The organism is Kineococcus anabasis (assembly GCF_054590795.1).
Window position 1 is genome coordinate 20,352 of sequence record NZ_BAAIHU010000010.1, and the last position, 14,631, is coordinate 34,982.

Sequence of the window (14,631 nt, forward strand, 5' to 3'; positions counted from 1 at the left end):
GATCCAGGCAGACATCAACGCCGCCCGGCGCTGCTGGCGGGAGCTGGGAGACCCCGAGGCCATCGGCGTACTCGCCGAACAAGCCCCCGAAGATCGCCTCGCTCTGCGAGAAGCCGTGGCTTCGACTGGCCGGGACCTGGCGGCGCGAGGTCGCGGAACGGTCGTCCTGCATGAGGCACTCAGGGGCCGGACTTGGCGGCCTCGACTGTGAAGCCCACTCGCGAAGCACGACCATGACGGCGTGTAGCCGCCCATGTGTCAGAGGTACCCGCCATGATCCGGCTATGTCGATCATGTCGAGGTGGGGCGCGGGTCGATGCTGACCGTCGCGCCGCTCATCAGCCCCGCTGCTGCCCACCGCTCCCCGCTCTATGGAGGGCGTCTGTGAGCACCCAGCAGCCGACCGACCGGCCCACCGGGACCACTCACGTTCCTTCGCCCACGACGCGCCCGCGGGTACCCCCTCGATGGTCAGCACCCGGCACCGGCACCGGCACCGATGAGGCAGGGCCGCCGCCGGAGGTTCAGCACTACGACGAGCTCTCCGAGGCTCTACAGGCCGCCTTGCGCCGCTGGGCGGGAAGTGCCGAACGTCAGACCGCCTGGACCGAACACGTCTTCACCCTCGCCAATGCCAGCCCCTGCGCCACCTGCAACGGGTCGGTCGGGCTGTGCGGCGGGTACGACGACGCCGGCCACTGGTGGTGCCGCACCTGCATTCAGCGCAGCCCAGCAGCCCTACGCGGTCGACGACTACGCGCCTTCAGCTGCGACGTCGACGCCAGCCTCAACGCCCCCCTTGAGTCCTATCGCGAGCAGCAGGGACAGCCCCTCAGCCATGACTGCCTCGCGTACGCCCTGACGACCAGGGCCCGGCGCAATGGACGCATCGGCGGTGAAGCCACCATCCAGGCCAACTGCCGACGCGCCCACGAAGTCCTACTGGGGCGCACGACTCCCGGCAACAACCCACTCAGCCGACGCACGGCCTGACCACCTTCATCGAGGAACACCGCCCCAAACAGCCAGCAGCGCACCCATCAAGCGGGAGGATCGCCATGACGAAGAAGAAGGCGCCGAATCGGACTGCGACCCGCAAGCCGGTCGATCCGACAGCGACACCCCGAGTGCCCCGAGAGCGGCAGAGCTACCGGCCCCGCCCCCTGGTCAGCGACCCGGAGGTGATCGTCGCACTGCTGGAACGAGGTCAGCCACTCCATCTCCTCACCATGCTCCCGAGCTGCATCTTCCTCGACCACATCGCTTCGAACGGCCTGCCCGGCAACGCATGCATCGACGCAGCCCACGCACTACGGGTGACCTACCTCGCCCTAGGCGTTCCCGCCGAGATCAAGCCCGTCCGCTTGGAGGTTCATGGCCCGCATGGCGGCACGGCCTACGGCACGGACGATCCGCACTTCACCGACGATGGACAGTTCGTCGGTCACTGCGTGCTGCGCCTGCCGACGCTCGACCGCTTCCTCGACGCCACCATCGGACAGTTTCCCGACGTCGCCCGCCGCAATCCAAGCCCCATGCTCGGGCGCACTGCGGAGGTCATGGCCGGCACCGACCCCGGTCACGGCCCTTGGCCGGCGGGCGCACAGTTCAACACCACCCGCAAGGACCTCCTCCTGCGCTACATCGCCGTCGACCCTGCTCACGATGAGACCGTCTACGCCGGCCCCGTGACCCGAGACGATGTCCAGCGCGGGATCATCCACAACGGCCTGGCACTGCTCGGACAGACCGTGGCAGCCCTGAGCTCCTATGACGACGCCGCCGCCAGAGCTCGCCAGGCCGGCGCACCGCACCTGCCCGCCTTGCTCGACGTCGCCGCAGGGGCGGAGTGGACCCCAGGCCCCGGACAGGGAGACCACTTCACTCGCGACGGCGTCACGATCCGCCTGCGCGACCACGTCGATCTCAGCGCGACACGGTTCAGCCACCACCTCGCAGCTTGAGCAGCGTCGACCGCCGCCCATCCACGCCAGCAGCGGCCTGCGAGGGCGCCCGTCTTCGAACACACGTCCGACACGCCGTCGCGCCTTGCGCCCGGACTAGAGACGCCGGAGGACACTGAAAGTGATTAGCAGGTCACCGATGATGGGCCTTGCCGCACCAGGACCCGTCGAGGAAGCAACACCGCACAGGCAGGGGGAGTGGCGATGAGCTGGGACATCCCGACGGTGGGCCACATTGGGGCGGAGTGGGCCCCTGCCCTCACTGTTCGACGCGATCCTCGCGGCGTCATCGAGAGTCACCGACAAGCACTGGACGAGGCCGCGGAGGCGGAAGCGGCTCATACCGAGATCGCTACTGCTCCAGCATGGTGGCGCTGGACCCAGCGACCGCGTGCGGCGGAGCTGGCCGATCAGCGGGGCTTCGCCCTCACCAGGGCCCGCGCCCTCCGACAGCAGTTCGGCGCTCACGGCGTAGGGAGCACCCCTGGCATGTGGGGCGTCTTCAGCAGCGCCCAAGACTTCTACCTTGAGAACACCCTCACGTCTCTTCTCGGCTGGCTGAACAGCGACCACGCCGAAGCGACCGTCGATCAGCTCCTCAAGCACCTGCCCGACCTCCGCCTGGCCGCCCACAACGGCGACCGCAGCGCCGAGACCCGTGTGGAGGGCCTCGTCCGTGACCTGGCCGGCGCAGTCGAGGACCGGTACCGACGCCTGGCCCTGCTGGAGCACCTCCCCGGCCACGCCCGCCCACTGCCGGAGTCCGTCAGGGACATTGAGCGAGGGCTGCCACCGGTAACGCTCTACGTCACCGACAACGTGGAGGAGATGCGTCGCTGGAAGCGACTGGACCCCGAGGCACGCCGGCAAATCACACTGCACGACATCGTCGTCCCCGGAAATCTGACCAGTCTGGGCCTGGGCACGGCGGTGCTGGTGCATCTGTGCCGCTTCGCTGACGCCGTGGACGCAGAGATCGTCGGCCAGATGTACCCCGGCCCTGGCTTCGATGACTACGAGACCCGCATCCCGCGCCTCGCGCGCTGGTACGCACGCCACGGCTTCCGCGCCGGCGACGCACCTCCGCACACGTGGCAAGGAGGCGAGGAGATCACTCGCGAGCCACACGCTGAGTCTCATTATCCCGCCTGATAGAGGGCGGGATAATGCACGGAATCCCAGATTGAGACCTCTATGCTGCCACCATGGAGCAGTACGGCATCGGCGGTCCGTCCTACACCTTGACCTGGGCCCGCGAGGCGTTCAGGACCGAGCTTCGCTGGGTGTTGTCTCACTCGACGTCGTCGCGGGTCGAGGCACGGTGGTTACTAGAGGAAGCCTTCAGCGACCCCGAGCCAGCCAGCACGCTGGATATCCTCAGCACCAATGACGAGTGGACTGCGCCCGACGAGGCGCATCTTGGCTTTTTGCGTACCCTCCTTAGCCAGCTAGACGAGTTGCCAGAACGTCTGGAGCCTCGGCCCTACTGGGCACAGCGACAGAGGCGAGTCCCCGAGTCGTCGGCGCTGTCACCCGAGCAGCGCCTAGATCGACTCAAGGCTGCATGGGTCCGCGAGGTGCACAACTTCCGCGAACGTGGCTACCTTGACAACGCCGTCCCATCCCCCTGCGTGGATGCAAGGCTAGACGACCATCAGCTACTGAGCGATCGACTCGATCAGATGCTCGACGTCCCCAACCTGTGGCCTCTGCAGCCGGATGCCTGGGACGAAGACCTGTTCTACTCGCTGATCGAGGCCATCGGCGATCTCATCGCTCGTCCACGGCACCGGACCTACCACGACTACGCTGACTGCGGCTGGCACTACTCCCGCTTCGCCGCGCAGCCTGGCCAAGCTCTCTATCGAACCCGCATCAACTCCCTGTTGAATCGTTGGTCTTTCGATCTGCGCCTGGCCGAAGACGGCGAGGACGTCGGTCGCCTTGTACGCATCGTCGGCGATGACCGTGACGCCCTCGTCTCGACTGTGCTCGCCACCCCCTCTGCCACTGATCAGAACACGGTCGCGCACGCTGTCGCCATGTTCCGCGATCGTGACGCCGATCGCGCGGCCAAGGTCAGCGCCATCGTCGCCCTCGCCCGCATCCTCGAAGACCGCCGACCGCTACTGAGGGACAAGCTGCACGCAAGGGACGAGGGCGCCCTGTTCGAGATCGCCAACAGGTACGACTTGCGACACAGCAATCCACAGCAGCTTCGCGACTATGGGGAGGAGTTCCTGGACTGGGTCTTCTGGTGGTACCTGGCGACGGTTGAGCTGAGCGATCGCCTCATGGCTCGGGACCGCACGTGATGCTCGACGAACCCGGCCTATCGAAAGAGCCGCCCCCAGAGTCCTCGACGGTCGCGATTGCTTGGAAATCGGATGTCGCCGCCCTGTTGGACGACGTTCCACTATCTGAGGACGAGGCTCGCTACGTCGAGGCCGCACGGGCGGCGAACACCATGCGCGGCTACCGCTCCGACTGGCGAGAGTTCACCGCCTGGTGCGCCGACCACTCCTGCGTCCCGCTGCCCGCAGCGCCATCGACCATCACCGGCTACCTCACCGGCCTCGCGCGCTCTGGCGCCAAGGTGGGCACCATGAGCCGGCGGCTGTCGGCGTTGAAGTTCGCCCACCGGATGCAGGGCCTGACCGACCCCACCACGCACCCCCGTGTCATCAGCGTCTGGGAAGGCATCCGACGCACGCACGGCGCCGCCCCACAGCAAGCCTCTCCCCTCAAGCCGCCGGAGCTGTTCGACGTCCTCGACGCCTGCCCCATCACGAAGGTCTGGAAGACCCCAGGACGACCCAACGAGCCCGACCTCGCCGGCGCCCGCGACCGCGCCATGCTCCTCGTCGGCTTCGTCGGGGCCATGCGCCGCAGCGAGCTCGCCGCCCTCACCGTCGCCGACATCGAGGCCCACGACAACGGCCTCGTCCTCACCCTCCCCCGGTCCAAGACCAACCAGACCGGCGAAACTCACGAGCTGGTGGTTCTACCCCGCGCCGCAAACCCCGACCGCTGCGCCGTCACCGCTCTGCAGCACTGGCTGCACCTGGCAGGCATCCACGACGGCCACGTGTTCCGCGGCGTCACGAAGAGCAACACCGTCCGTCTGGGCGGACTGCACCCGGAGTCAGTCAACGCTCTCGTGCAGCAGGCCGTGGCCCGCGCAGGCATCGACCACCCTGACACCTACTCCGCTCACAGCCTCCGCGCAGGCTTCGTCACCTACGCCCACCTGCGCGGAGCCAGCGACCGCGCCATCGCCCGCCAGACCCGCCACTCCTCCCTCGCCAGCGTCGGCACCTACATCCGCATCGACCAAGCCTGGATCGACAACGCCGCCACCGTGCTCGGCTTCTGACAGGCCGCGACGGTCTTAACGGACCGCCGCCCCTGGTCGGAACGCACGGGCTGTGGACGGCCAAAGTCTCGTTGGAGCGGCATCCGGCAGCCTGGCGCAATGGACACCGCCACCCTGGACGCCTGGCCTCACCTGTGCGCGGCGCGCGGGGAGCTCCTGACCCCGACGCTCTCGTCCACCGGTCGGCCGGTTCAGTGGCTGCACCCGAACGTCCACGTAGATCACGTCACAGTGCCACTGCTCCTGCCGCCGTTCGCCTGACGGTCCCCGTGGCATCGTCTCGGGCAGCTTCTCGCGGTGCCCGAGAATGGGCCCATGCAGTGGACCATCGCCTACCGGGACCCTCAGACCTCCGAAGTGCACAGGGAGACCATCGCCACAGCCGACTCCTGGGATGCGGTGACCACCGTGCGGGAAAAGCTTCCCGACGGGCACACCATCCTCTACGTCATGCGCAACTGACGAAATCTCTCGCCGGCAAGCAGCTTAGACATCCTCAAACGCCACGAGCCAGCTCCCAGGCGTAGAGCTTCTGATTTTCCATCTGCGATTGACCACGCCAATCTCTGGGCGAGACCTATCAGTCATCCCGCCCGCTGCTTGAACAACCTTTGGCAGCGGCCCTTCCAAGTGAGTGACTGTATAGTCCCCCCGCCTTGCCCGCCCGCCCCTATAGACCGAGTAGGCGGAACCGTCGCTAAACCTAGCAATCCACCGGAAGTTGCCCCGACCCTGCTGCTTCTGGAACGACTGCAACGAAACCTCTGGCGAGTTCTCGTTCTTACTCTCATTCGGATCGAAGGCAGCGACCAACACAACTGCAAGAGCGTCCCAATACTCCTTCCCCTTTCCCGGAACTAGCTTCGGCCTGTGGTCGTGCGACTCTGGATCAACGTTGCCGTCGCCTACCTCGGGCATGATGCCTTCGGGTGGGATCGTGCCCCAGTCCTCGTCCGACATGGACTCCGGGTCGGATCCTTCGAAGAGTTTCATTTCCCAATCAGAAGGACGGTAGATTGTCCCAACGAAGTCGGAGTCGCGGGACGGGCCGAAATCCTCAAGTTCGTCCTTGAGAGACACGATGTGCTCAGAGTGACTGGCGACCTCTCCCCCGAGCTCCTCAGTCCTTTGCTTCAGCTCGCTGGTTTCTTTAACAAGATCCTTAATCGTGCCTAGCAGCTTCCTTGTCTCGCCGGCCGAGATGAGGTAGATGGCGACTGCGAGGATCGTTCCGGCGAGGGTGAAGCCCGTGCCGACGTAGTCCCACACGTCCAGGTTCTTGTGCTTCCCCGCGGGCAGAGCCGCAAGCACGGTCACGACGGCCGCCACGAAGAGCGTGAGGGGGATCACGACCTTGGGCGTGGCCAGCCTTCTCGTCATGGCGGACACGCGGGCGGGTCGTCCATCTTGTACTGGACTGGCAATCTCAGCCGCATCCGAGGCGCCGTCGCCTTGTTCATCCGCCACTGAGCCGGAGCCGAGGGTCACAGGGGGTCAACTTAACGTATGTGCACGTGGTGGTACTGCCTTGATGGCCAACCCTCTGCATGGGTCGGTGTGCGTCCCGATTCCAGGGAATCGGGAGAGCTTCGAGGCCCCCCGCCACTGCGCACCGAAGACCTGGCATGGTGACCGAAGCCTGCCCCCATGATGATCGAGAGGACCCCCATGCCTGACGTGCTGGTTCTGGGTGCCACCGGACGGGCCGGCGGCCAGGTGACTGCCCGGCTCATGGCTGAGGGACACTCCCTGACACTTGCTGCTCGGGACTCAGAGGGGCTAGCTCGGGTCTCAGCGAAGACCCCCCAAGCAGTCCGCAGTGTGCTGGTGGAGCTTAGCTCTGGCATGGATGTGCGCAGCATCGTGCGGGGTCATCGGGTTGTCGTGAACGCAGTTGGCCCCTTCACGACGCTGGCGCCTGAGGTGATCGACGCCTGCATTGCCGAGGGCGTGTCGTACGTCGACCTTGCGAACGAGCTCCCTGCTGTGGAGGCCCTGCTAGCGAGGGCAGAGGAGGCGGCGGTGGCTGAGGTCTGCCTCGTCACGGGCGCTGGCTTCGGTGTCGTAGCGACGGAGTGCTTGGTGCGGCGCCTGGCGAAGCAGGCCGCTCGACCGATCGCTGAGGTGCGGACGGTTGTACTTGCTGTAGGTGGCAGCGGCACCGCCGGTGTCGAGGCGTCGAAGGCGGAGCTGATGCGCTACCAGAGCGCCCGGTACGTCGGCGGGGCTCTGGTTCGCGAGCCGTTGGGCAGCGGGGCGACGACGTTCAGCATCGGCGGCATCGACCTGCCGGTGCTGCGGGCCCCAATGGGGGACTTGGCTGCAGCGTGGAGGGCGACGGGTGCGGACGCCAGCGCGTACGTGCCTGACCCGCGAAAGCCGCTGCCGGGCCGAGGTGCCTCTGGTCAGGGCCGGACCTACGTGGAGGTCGTCGACGTCGAGGGCGAGGGGTCTTCGGCGCTGCTGACGGTGCAGGACCTCGGCGAGGCGGCATGGACGTGGACTGCGGCCGTCGTCGGACAGGTGCTAGAGGGTGCGCCGGCGGGTGCGTGGACGCCGGCTGAGGTCGTGGGTGGCGAGAGCCTTCTCGGCCTGGCCGATGTGCAGGTCGCACCCGTCCGTGGGACGGGCTTGGGGTGACGCGGAGCTTTGTGGGCCTGGCACGTCGCTGTGGTGCCGAGTGATGCGTGAGGGCTCCTGCTCGAGGTGAGCAGGAGCCCTCACGTGTCATGTCAGCGACTGCGAGCCGGCTGCGCGAGAGGCGGAGCGGCGTGCTGAGTGGGTGGATGATGCGGGTCGGCGGCGCTTGCACGTCGGGAGCCGGCGAGAGGCAGTTGCCCTCGTGCGGCGAGTTCAGCAGCCGATGATGGTGCCGGGATGGGCTCGCTCTGGCGAGGTGGGGTCCCCGCGACCGCTGGACTGATTGCGACGGCGTCGAAAGCGTCGCCTAGCTGGCCACGCTCCAGGTCGTCGCCGCGGTCGCGGGCCGCGACTCGCGCGCTGGCACCACCTCCGGTTCGCGCGTTGTCGCGGTCGGCCAGGGCGTCTCCGACCAACCCGATGACGTACTGCTGGGGCTGATGCAGCCGCTGGGCGACCCGGTTGGTCTGTCGCCAGACCTGCTCGCGAGGCAGGGTCGAGATCACCTCGGCGGCAGCCTTGGCCGCGTTGTGGCTGGCCAGCACCTCGTCCAGGCGTCCTGCCCAGGGCTCGATCTGGGCATCGACCACCCAGTCGGCCAGCGGTCGATCGTCAGCCCCCGTCAAAGCCACCGCCAGCATTCCGAAGCCGTAGCGTTCTAGGACGTCGGCGGGGTCGCTGCCCTCCGGCAGTTCGGCTCGCATGGCCTGGACGTCGTGGACGCGCAGCACCTCGAAGGCGGCGATGGCTGCCTTACGTCCTGCGGCATCGTCGTCGAACGCGGCGATGGGGTACCTCTTGGTGACGTCGACGCACTTGGTCAGGGCCTCGACTTGAGCGCTGGTCAGGGAGGTCCCCCCTGGCGCCACACCCACCCACAGGCCGTCGCCGGCGTTGGAGACGGCCATCGCGTCCATGGGCCCTTCGACCAAGACGGGGTAGGCACCTCGGTCCAAGTGGCTGCGCCCCTCGGAGAGGCCGAAGAGGTGCTCCCCCTTGGTGTAGAGGGCGGTGTCGGGGCTGTTGATGTACTTCGGCACGTCGTCCCCAGCACGGGGGGCGGCGCGTCCGATGAAGGCGATGACCGCCTCGTCCTCGACTCGCCGGACGGGGAACATGATGCGGTCGCGGAACAGGTCGACCACTCCCCCGCGGCGGCTGGGAACGGCGACGCCGGCGGCCACGAGCTCCTCGTCACGGTAGCCACGTGAGCGCAGGTGCTCCGTGAGCTGTGTCCATCCGGCCGGCGCGTATCCGACTCCGAACCGAGCGATGGTCGCCTCGGTGAAGCCTCGCCCCTGGAAGCCTGGCGCGTTCCAACTGCCGTGGCCGGTCAGGTATCCACGCGGTCCCTCGTGTGCCTTGAGCTGCTGGCGGAAGAAGCTGGCCGCCAGGGCGTTGATGGCCAGGAGCTGCTGCGGTGCGGCAGCGACCTGGCTGTCGTTGACTCCTGGCCGCGTCCTGGCTGCGGCTCCTTCGGCTCGCTGCCGCAGTGATGCCGTGCGCTGCGCACCCGCCGCCGCGCGAGCTGCGACGTCGAGTGTTGCGGCATTTGGGCCGGGCGCTTGGCTTCGCTGCGCGACGGTCGTCACCACTCCCCCGCGCGGCGCCATGCCGGGGTCGGCCGCGTGCATGGCGGCGACCAGCTCACGGGTCTGCGACAGGACCGCCGTGGCGACCACGTCGAGCATGTAGTGCCCGTCGTCGGAGGTGCCCGCCCACGTCGCCACGTCTGGGAAGTCGTACTCGTCGCGGTCCAGGCCGTGCGCCGCGAAGGCGCACACCTGGGCGGACTCCCGGACGAGCCTGTAAAGGTCTTCCGGTACTCCGTCGTCAAGCGAGGGTGCGCTGGTTCCGTCCTCCAGGGACTGCCGGATTCGAGCGAGCTCATCCTGCCTCGCGGCGATGAGCCGCTCGATGAGCTGGATGCGGTCCGGCCTCCGTTCTGGCGGTCGATGCGCGGGGGGCAGCGGCTCACCGCTGGTCTGGCTCACGTCCCAGAGGTAGGCCAGGCGCGGTGCCGTCACGCCGGATGCGGCGGGGGGACCGAGGAGCTGGACTCCCTTCTCACCCTTGACGACTTGGCGGCCCAGCGCCTGCCACGCCTCGTAGCCTGCGAGCAGGGTGCTGGCCGGACGCTGGGCCTGGATGAGGTGGACGTTGTCGAGGGAGTAGGCGTGGAACCGCGCCGCCTGCCGCAGCCAGCCCGCCCAGTCCGCACCCCTGCCCTGTCGCAGCGCGGCCTTCTGCTGCGCGACGACCCGCTGCAGCTGCTGCACCTTGTCCTGCCGCGCTGCATCTCGCTTCGCCCGATCCTCCGCGGTGAGTGGCCGCGAGTAGCCGGCCATCAGCGCGGCCCTACCTGTCGGCGCAGGGCCTCGATGACCTCCTGCTGGCTGCGGACGACGGCGGCGAGGTCGTCGATCTGGTCCTGCATGTCCGCCAGCACGACGCTGATGTCGAGCGGGGCACCGCTGGGACGAGAGGTGCGCGGTGCCGCAGTCGGCGCGGGCAGCTCGCGGCTGGGAACGCTCTGCTGCTCGCTCATCGCGCACTCCTCGGGGCTGCCACGGTGGTGATGGTGTAGACCTTCGACGCCTGCTGGCCGCCAGATCCGACGGCCTTGCTGGCGGCGGCGGTTGCCGCGTTCTTGGTGGTGCTCTCCAGCGGAACGGGGCTGCCCTCCGCGACGAGGGCGGTGGCGGGGTGCGGGGAGCGGCTCCCACTCACCGTCTCGCCAGCCGTCACGACCGGCGCCTCCCCTGCCGCCTCGGCTCCTGCGCCGGCGGTCGTCGGGCGGGACGCGGCCGGCTCCTCGCCGGGCTCCAGCAGGTCGTTGTCCTGCGGGCCGAAGATCTGCTCGTCGATGGCGAAGGCGACCTGGTCCACGTCCTGGTCGTAGTCGATGCCGTCACCGACGTAGGGGCCCATGGGGACGAGCTGCGCACCGGCCTCGCGGTCCGACCAGTCGGCGACGCCGAGTTCGCTGCGGGCGGGCGCCGCCTCGCCGGTCCGCACAGGCGGCGCGTCAAAGAGGGGCGCGACCTCGCGCATCGCGTCGATCGGGCTCTGGCCGCTGGCTCGCAGCTCGTCGTAGCGGGCCATGACGTCTGGCCGTAGTTCGCGCAGCAGGTCCTCGGCGCTGTCGCTGGCGCGGTCGGCGTCGAGGTCACCGCGCCACCCTTGGGCGACGGCCCATGCCATGCCGGCGTCCACGACGGTCATCTTCTGCCGCTGCTCCTGGTCGAACAGCGGCTGCCACTTCATGCGGTCGGCGTTGTAGCGTGCGCGCACTTCGGCGCGGGCGGCTGCCGCTGCCTGCTCGTCGCGGGCTGCGGCCTCCCGTGCCTTCAGCGCAGCGATCTGCATGATGGCCTCGGCCGCCATCATCGCCATCGTGACGTACTGCTGTGTCTTCTGTCCGAGTTCCTCGCGGACCTCGTCGACTTCGTCTCGCTCGTTCATCAGGGCGTGCTCCCTTATCTCCTGACCGATGCTGCTGGCACAGCGGTGGTCATGGTCTTAGCGCCGGGGTCCTCCCCGGCGGGTCGGTGGTGCCGCTGGAGGCGGCGATGCGGCCGGTCGGTTCGGCACCCCGAACGCTGGCCGGCTGTCCTGGGTGCTTCCGCTCGTGGCGCGTCGGGCTCGATCCCGAGCCTGCGCCTGCGTGACACCGGTGGCCTGCTCGTCCCCCACCTCGGTGCGACGAAAGGCGTCGCCCTCGCTGGGTGGGTTCGCGGTAAGCACGCCGCCGTAGTGGCCGACGGTTGCGCGGAGCTGCTCGGCTGCACGTCGGGCGGCTGCGGCCTGGTGGGCTCGGTCCTGCTCCTCCCGCAGCCGCACGAGTGCGTCGGAAAGGACGGCCATCTGCGCCAGGGCCTGCAGCATCGGCGCCATGTTGGAGCGGGAGAAGGCTCGCGCGAGGGTCATCCACGACGCGGCCTCTCGCAGCCCTCGTCCAGCCGAACTGGGCGGCGGTGTGCGCCCCCACACCTCCTTCGCGGCGCGGAGGTAGCTGCCCGCCGCGTCGGTCAGCGGTCCGCCGCGTCGGCCTTCGAGGACCTCGGCTGCGGCGCTGAGGAAGTCGGCCGCCGCCCAAGCTGCGTCGGCTGCCTGGCGGGGGTCGCTGGTGCCGTGGGTGCTGATCGTCTCCGTGGCGTGCGCCGTCGCCTCGTGGACTCGCGCCCAGATCCGCTCCCGCTCCTCCGGGCTGACGCGGTGTGCGCGGCCCTTGTCCGCGCCGGTCCTCGCGTTGGCTCGCCGTCCAGGGGCTTCTGCGGCGGTCTTGTCGCCGACTCGATCCATCTCAAAGCGGGCGCTGATCTTGGGCAGCGTGAGGTCGGAGGACAGCTTGCCGCCGGAGAACCAGATGGGGTCGCCGCCTTCGAGGATGGTCGGCATCGCGACGGAGTAGCCGGTGATCTGCCCAGCTTCGCGGGTGGAGTAGCGGCGCCGGACCATGATTCCTGCGTCGGCCAACTGGTCGAAGAAGCCGTCGAGGTTGCTGGCGGTGGCCGCAGCCGATCGCACCTCCTGGGCGAGGGTGACGCGGTGTGGCTCGCGCTGTCCGGTGCGCTGAGCCTTCTCCGTCTCCGCTCGGGTCGCCCGCTTCGGTGCGGTGCGGTCCGCAGGCGCCGTGCTCGCGAGGCCGTACTTGGCCTCGGCCGCGCGGCACCCCTCACGCAATCGATAGAAGTCGTTCTTGGGCCAGGCGCGGGTGCCGTCCTCGCGGGCCAGGGTCGCGACCAGGTGCACGTGGGCGTCGTCGTGGCGGACCGCGATCCACCTCACTGGGGCCGGCCGGGCCGCGTCGTCCCCTGTCGGGGCGAGGTCGGTTCGGTCCATGAGGTCCTCGCAGACCTCGCGCCATTCTGCGTCGCTCAGGCGGCGATCGGCCGGCTGCCCGAGAGCTTCGTTCGCCTTCGCTGCGGACACGATCAGGTGGTAGACGGGCTTCTTGTCCGGCCCCACTCCTGCGGCGGTCAGCGGTGCCTCAAGCGCCGCGATCAGCGACCGGAAGTCCCGCTCTCCGCGTTCGGTGACCGGCACCTCCAGGGCGGTGGGGTCATCGAATCCTGCAATCAGGTGCGGGTTGGTGTGCTCGTTCGCGCGACCCGGACCGTAGAGGTACCGCAGCAGTCCCCCGACCTTCTCCCCCCGCATCACCTTGGCGATCACGACCGTCCCCCTCGCTGAACGGCGGCGGTGGCCTCGTCCACGCGCACAACGGCCCGGCGCGTGATGGCGACCGCCTGCTCCAACCAGGCCGGCGCGGTGCCCGTGGCGTTGAGTGCCGCGACGGCCTGGTTCACGTTCGTGGCGAAGCGGACGAGCTGCGTGCGCGTCTCCATCAGTTCCAGAAGCAGTTGCCGCTGCGGCCCGACAGTCGGCGGGGCCGTCGCCCGCGCGGCAGCCAGTGCTGACTCCGCGATGTAGCCCGTGGGTGTCAGGCCCGCGCGTTGTGCCGCTTCGGCGAGCACGGCGAACTCCTCGTCATCGAACGTGGGTGCCAGGCGATGCCGGCGCTGCCCGCGCCGCAAGCTCCGGTTCTGCGCCCCGGTGTTGCGCCTTCGACGCGACACCGCGTCGGCCGTCTCGCCAGGTGCGCGCGAGGCCGCGTCATCTGCTTCCACCTGGGCGCCGGCCGGGGAAGCCGCGTCAGCGTCGTCCGGCTGCTGCGTCATCCCCCTCCGCCCCCTCAAGAGTTCCGCGCCCACCGCTGCTCTTTGGCTGCCTCCGACCGCGCCCGGTCGCACGTACCTCCGCATCGCCCGCGCACGGGCAGGAGGAGGTACGTGACAGCAGCCTGACAGCGGCGCCAGCCGATGTCCACGGTTTTTGGTACAAAAACCATATCTTGCTCCTCCTCAGAGGCGTGCGGTTCAATAGTGCGGTCACGCACTGGGATGTGCACCCCGCTGCCGCGGGGTGTGCGCCTTCGGGCGCACCGTGGGGCCAGGAGAAGCACCACGGCGGCTCATCACGACGAGGAACGCCTGGAGGGCGGGGTCGGCGGGTAGCCGCACGACGTCGCCTTCGTGTGGGACCTCCCCGCAGGCGCGGACTCGTGATGGGGTGGCAGCAGCCCCGTTCGGGGCGCCCCCGACTGCGGTCGGGTTGGGATCGTGCGGATCGGCTGTGCCAGCAGGCGATGCGCAGAGGAGGGAACATGGGCGATCTGCGCGAAGCACGCCGCGCCGCCGAGAAGGCCGCGAAGGCGCTGCTCCAACGGACGATGATCGGGGCGGCTGGGGAGCTCGCGGCTGCTGCTGCCAGCCGGACGGCGGCCAACGAAGACGTCGGCACCGTTCAGGAGCGGGCAGCGGAGCATGTGGCCCGCGCTCAGCGCGAAGCCGAGGAGATGGTGGCCGCTGCAGCTGATCGGGCGTCGGTCGCGGCCACGTCCTACGAGGAGGCGTACGCGGCGGCACTGGCGGCGGGCTGGTCTGCTGCGGCGCTGTTGGAGCTGGGGCACGACGCGCCGGCTGGGCGCCGGTCGCGTCGGGGCGCACCTCGACCTCGTAGTTCCGGTGACGACTCCGGTCCCGAGGTGACCCCTCCGGCGTCGGGAGCCGATGCTGAGCCGGTCACTCTGAGCCAGACGGCCTGAGCACGACGGAGGCGACGCCCCTGATGTAGGGGCGTCGCCTC

Annotated in this window: 14 protein-coding genes; 8 read left to right on the forward strand and 6 right to left on the reverse strand. The window is 68.9% G+C overall.

The window, feature by feature from the left end; all coding sequences use genetic code 11:
* The first annotated feature begins 384 nt into the window (after positions 1-384).
* From ACYQBY_RS17395 to ACYQBY_RS17420, 6 genes are all read left to right on the forward strand, one after another.
* Positions 385-993: a hypothetical protein gene (locus ACYQBY_RS17395; RefSeq protein ID WP_459645147.1), complete on the forward strand. Its 609-nt coding sequence runs from the start codon at positions 385-387 to the stop codon at positions 991-993.
* A gap of 65 nt (positions 994-1,058) precedes the next feature.
* Positions 1,059-1,964, forward strand: coding sequence for a hypothetical protein (locus ACYQBY_RS17400; RefSeq protein WP_459645148.1), 906 nt, complete (start codon positions 1,059-1,061; stop codon positions 1,962-1,964).
* A 204-nt stretch (positions 1,965-2,168) separates the two neighbouring features.
* Positions 2,169-3,116 (forward strand): hypothetical protein, encoded by a 948-nt coding sequence (locus ACYQBY_RS17405; protein WP_459645149.1) that lies wholly within the window; start codon positions 2,169-2,171, stop codon positions 3,114-3,116.
* Between the two features lie 53 nt (positions 3,117-3,169).
* Positions 3,170-4,279 (forward strand): hypothetical protein, encoded by a 1,110-nt coding sequence (locus tag ACYQBY_RS17410; protein WP_459645150.1) that lies wholly within the window; start codon positions 3,170-3,172, stop codon positions 4,277-4,279.
* Positions 4,279-5,340, forward strand: coding sequence for a site-specific integrase (locus tag ACYQBY_RS17415; RefSeq protein ID WP_459645189.1), 1,062 nt, complete (start codon positions 4,279-4,281; stop codon positions 5,338-5,340). The genes ACYQBY_RS17410 and ACYQBY_RS17415 overlap by 1 nt, the downstream gene beginning before the upstream one ends.
* A 315-nt stretch (positions 5,341-5,655) precedes the next feature.
* Positions 5,656-5,802 carry a hypothetical protein gene (locus tag ACYQBY_RS17420; protein WP_459645151.1) on the forward strand — a complete coding sequence of 49 codons (147 nt, stop codon included), beginning with the start codon at positions 5,656-5,658 and terminating at the stop codon, positions 5,800-5,802.
* 24 nt (positions 5,803-5,826) lie between these two features.
* Here ACYQBY_RS17420 and ACYQBY_RS17425 read toward each other — a convergent pair whose 3' ends face one another.
* Positions 5,827-6,729: a hypothetical protein gene (locus tag ACYQBY_RS17425; protein ID WP_459645152.1), complete on the reverse strand. Its 903-nt coding sequence runs from the start codon at positions 6,727-6,729 to the stop codon at positions 5,827-5,829.
* Positions 6,730-6,987: 258 nt separating this feature from the next.
* Here ACYQBY_RS17425 and ACYQBY_RS17430 point away from each other — a divergent pair, with 258 nt between their 5' ends.
* A complete protein-coding gene (locus tag ACYQBY_RS17430) occupies positions 6,988-7,980 on the forward strand; it encodes a saccharopine dehydrogenase NADP-binding domain-containing protein (protein ID WP_459645153.1) in 993 nt (330 codons plus the stop codon).
* Positions 7,981-8,072: 92 nt separating this feature from the next.
* On the opposite strand, the gene ACYQBY_RS17435 is transcribed toward ACYQBY_RS17430, so the two are convergent.
* Genes ACYQBY_RS17435 through ACYQBY_RS17455 form a run of 5 tightly spaced genes read right to left on the reverse strand, consistent with a single transcriptional unit; the run spans position 8,073 to position 13,664 of the window.
* Positions 8,073-10,328: a toprim domain-containing protein gene (locus ACYQBY_RS17435; RefSeq protein ID WP_459645154.1), complete on the reverse strand. Its 2,256-nt coding sequence runs from the start codon at positions 10,326-10,328 to the stop codon at positions 8,073-8,075.
* Entirely contained in the window at positions 10,328-10,528 is a 201-nt protein-coding gene (locus ACYQBY_RS17440; RefSeq protein WP_459645155.1) for a hypothetical protein, read from the reverse strand. The genes ACYQBY_RS17435 and ACYQBY_RS17440 overlap by 1 nt, the downstream gene beginning before the upstream one ends.
* Positions 10,525-11,445, reverse strand: a complete 921-nt coding sequence (locus ACYQBY_RS17445; protein WP_459645156.1) for a hypothetical protein — start codon at positions 11,443-11,445, stop codon at positions 10,525-10,527. The genes ACYQBY_RS17440 and ACYQBY_RS17445 overlap by 4 nt, the downstream gene beginning before the upstream one ends.
* A 57-nt stretch (positions 11,446-11,502) precedes the next feature.
* Positions 11,503-13,158 carry a relaxase/mobilization nuclease domain-containing protein gene (locus ACYQBY_RS17450; protein ID WP_459645157.1) on the reverse strand — a complete coding sequence of 552 codons (1,656 nt, stop codon included), beginning with the start codon at positions 13,156-13,158 and terminating at the stop codon, positions 11,503-11,505.
* On the reverse strand, positions 13,155-13,664 hold the full coding sequence (locus ACYQBY_RS17455; RefSeq protein ID WP_459645158.1) for a hypothetical protein: 510 nt from the start codon (positions 13,662-13,664) through the stop codon (positions 13,155-13,157). Before ACYQBY_RS17455 ends, ACYQBY_RS17450 begins: the two co-directional genes overlap by 4 nt.
* Positions 13,665-14,149: 485 nt before the next feature.
* Here ACYQBY_RS17455 and ACYQBY_RS17460 point away from each other — a divergent pair, with 485 nt between their 5' ends.
* Positions 14,150-14,590 carry a hypothetical protein gene (locus ACYQBY_RS17460; RefSeq protein ID WP_459645159.1) on the forward strand — a complete coding sequence of 147 codons (441 nt, stop codon included), beginning with the start codon at positions 14,150-14,152 and terminating at the stop codon, positions 14,588-14,590.
* Positions 14,591-14,631: the final 41 nt, after the last annotated feature.

Coding starts and splice junctions, on each gene's coding strand:
- ACYQBY_RS17440 (WP_459645155.1), bottom strand. CDS start 10,528: ATGAGCGAGCAGCAGAGCGTTCCCAGCCGCGAGCTGCCCGCGCCGACT.
- ACYQBY_RS17435 (WP_459645154.1), bottom strand. CDS start 10,328: ATGGCCGGCTACTCGCGGCCACTCACCGCGGAGGATCGGGCGAAGCGA.
- ACYQBY_RS17455 (WP_459645158.1), bottom strand. CDS start 13,664: ATGACGCAGCAGCCGGACGACGCTGACGCGGCTTCCCCGGCCGGCGCC.
- ACYQBY_RS17420 (WP_459645151.1), top strand. CDS start 5,656: ATGCAGTGGACCATCGCCTACCGGGACCCTCAGACCTCCGAAGTGCAC.
- ACYQBY_RS17410 (WP_459645150.1), top strand. CDS start 3,170: ATGGAGCAGTACGGCATCGGCGGTCCGTCCTACACCTTGACCTGGGCC.
- ACYQBY_RS17415 (WP_459645189.1), top strand. CDS start 4,279: ATGCTCGACGAACCCGGCCTATCGAAAGAGCCGCCCCCAGAGTCCTCG.
- ACYQBY_RS17445 (WP_459645156.1), bottom strand. CDS start 11,445: ATGAACGAGCGAGACGAAGTCGACGAGGTCCGCGAGGAACTCGGACAG.
- ACYQBY_RS17400 (WP_459645148.1), top strand. CDS start 1,059: ATGACGAAGAAGAAGGCGCCGAATCGGACTGCGACCCGCAAGCCGGTC.
- ACYQBY_RS17460 (WP_459645159.1), top strand. CDS start 14,150: ATGGGCGATCTGCGCGAAGCACGCCGCGCCGCCGAGAAGGCCGCGAAG.
- ACYQBY_RS17430 (WP_459645153.1), top strand. CDS start 6,988: ATGATGATCGAGAGGACCCCCATGCCTGACGTGCTGGTTCTGGGTGCC.
- ACYQBY_RS17405 (WP_459645149.1), top strand. CDS start 2,169: ATGAGCTGGGACATCCCGACGGTGGGCCACATTGGGGCGGAGTGGGCC.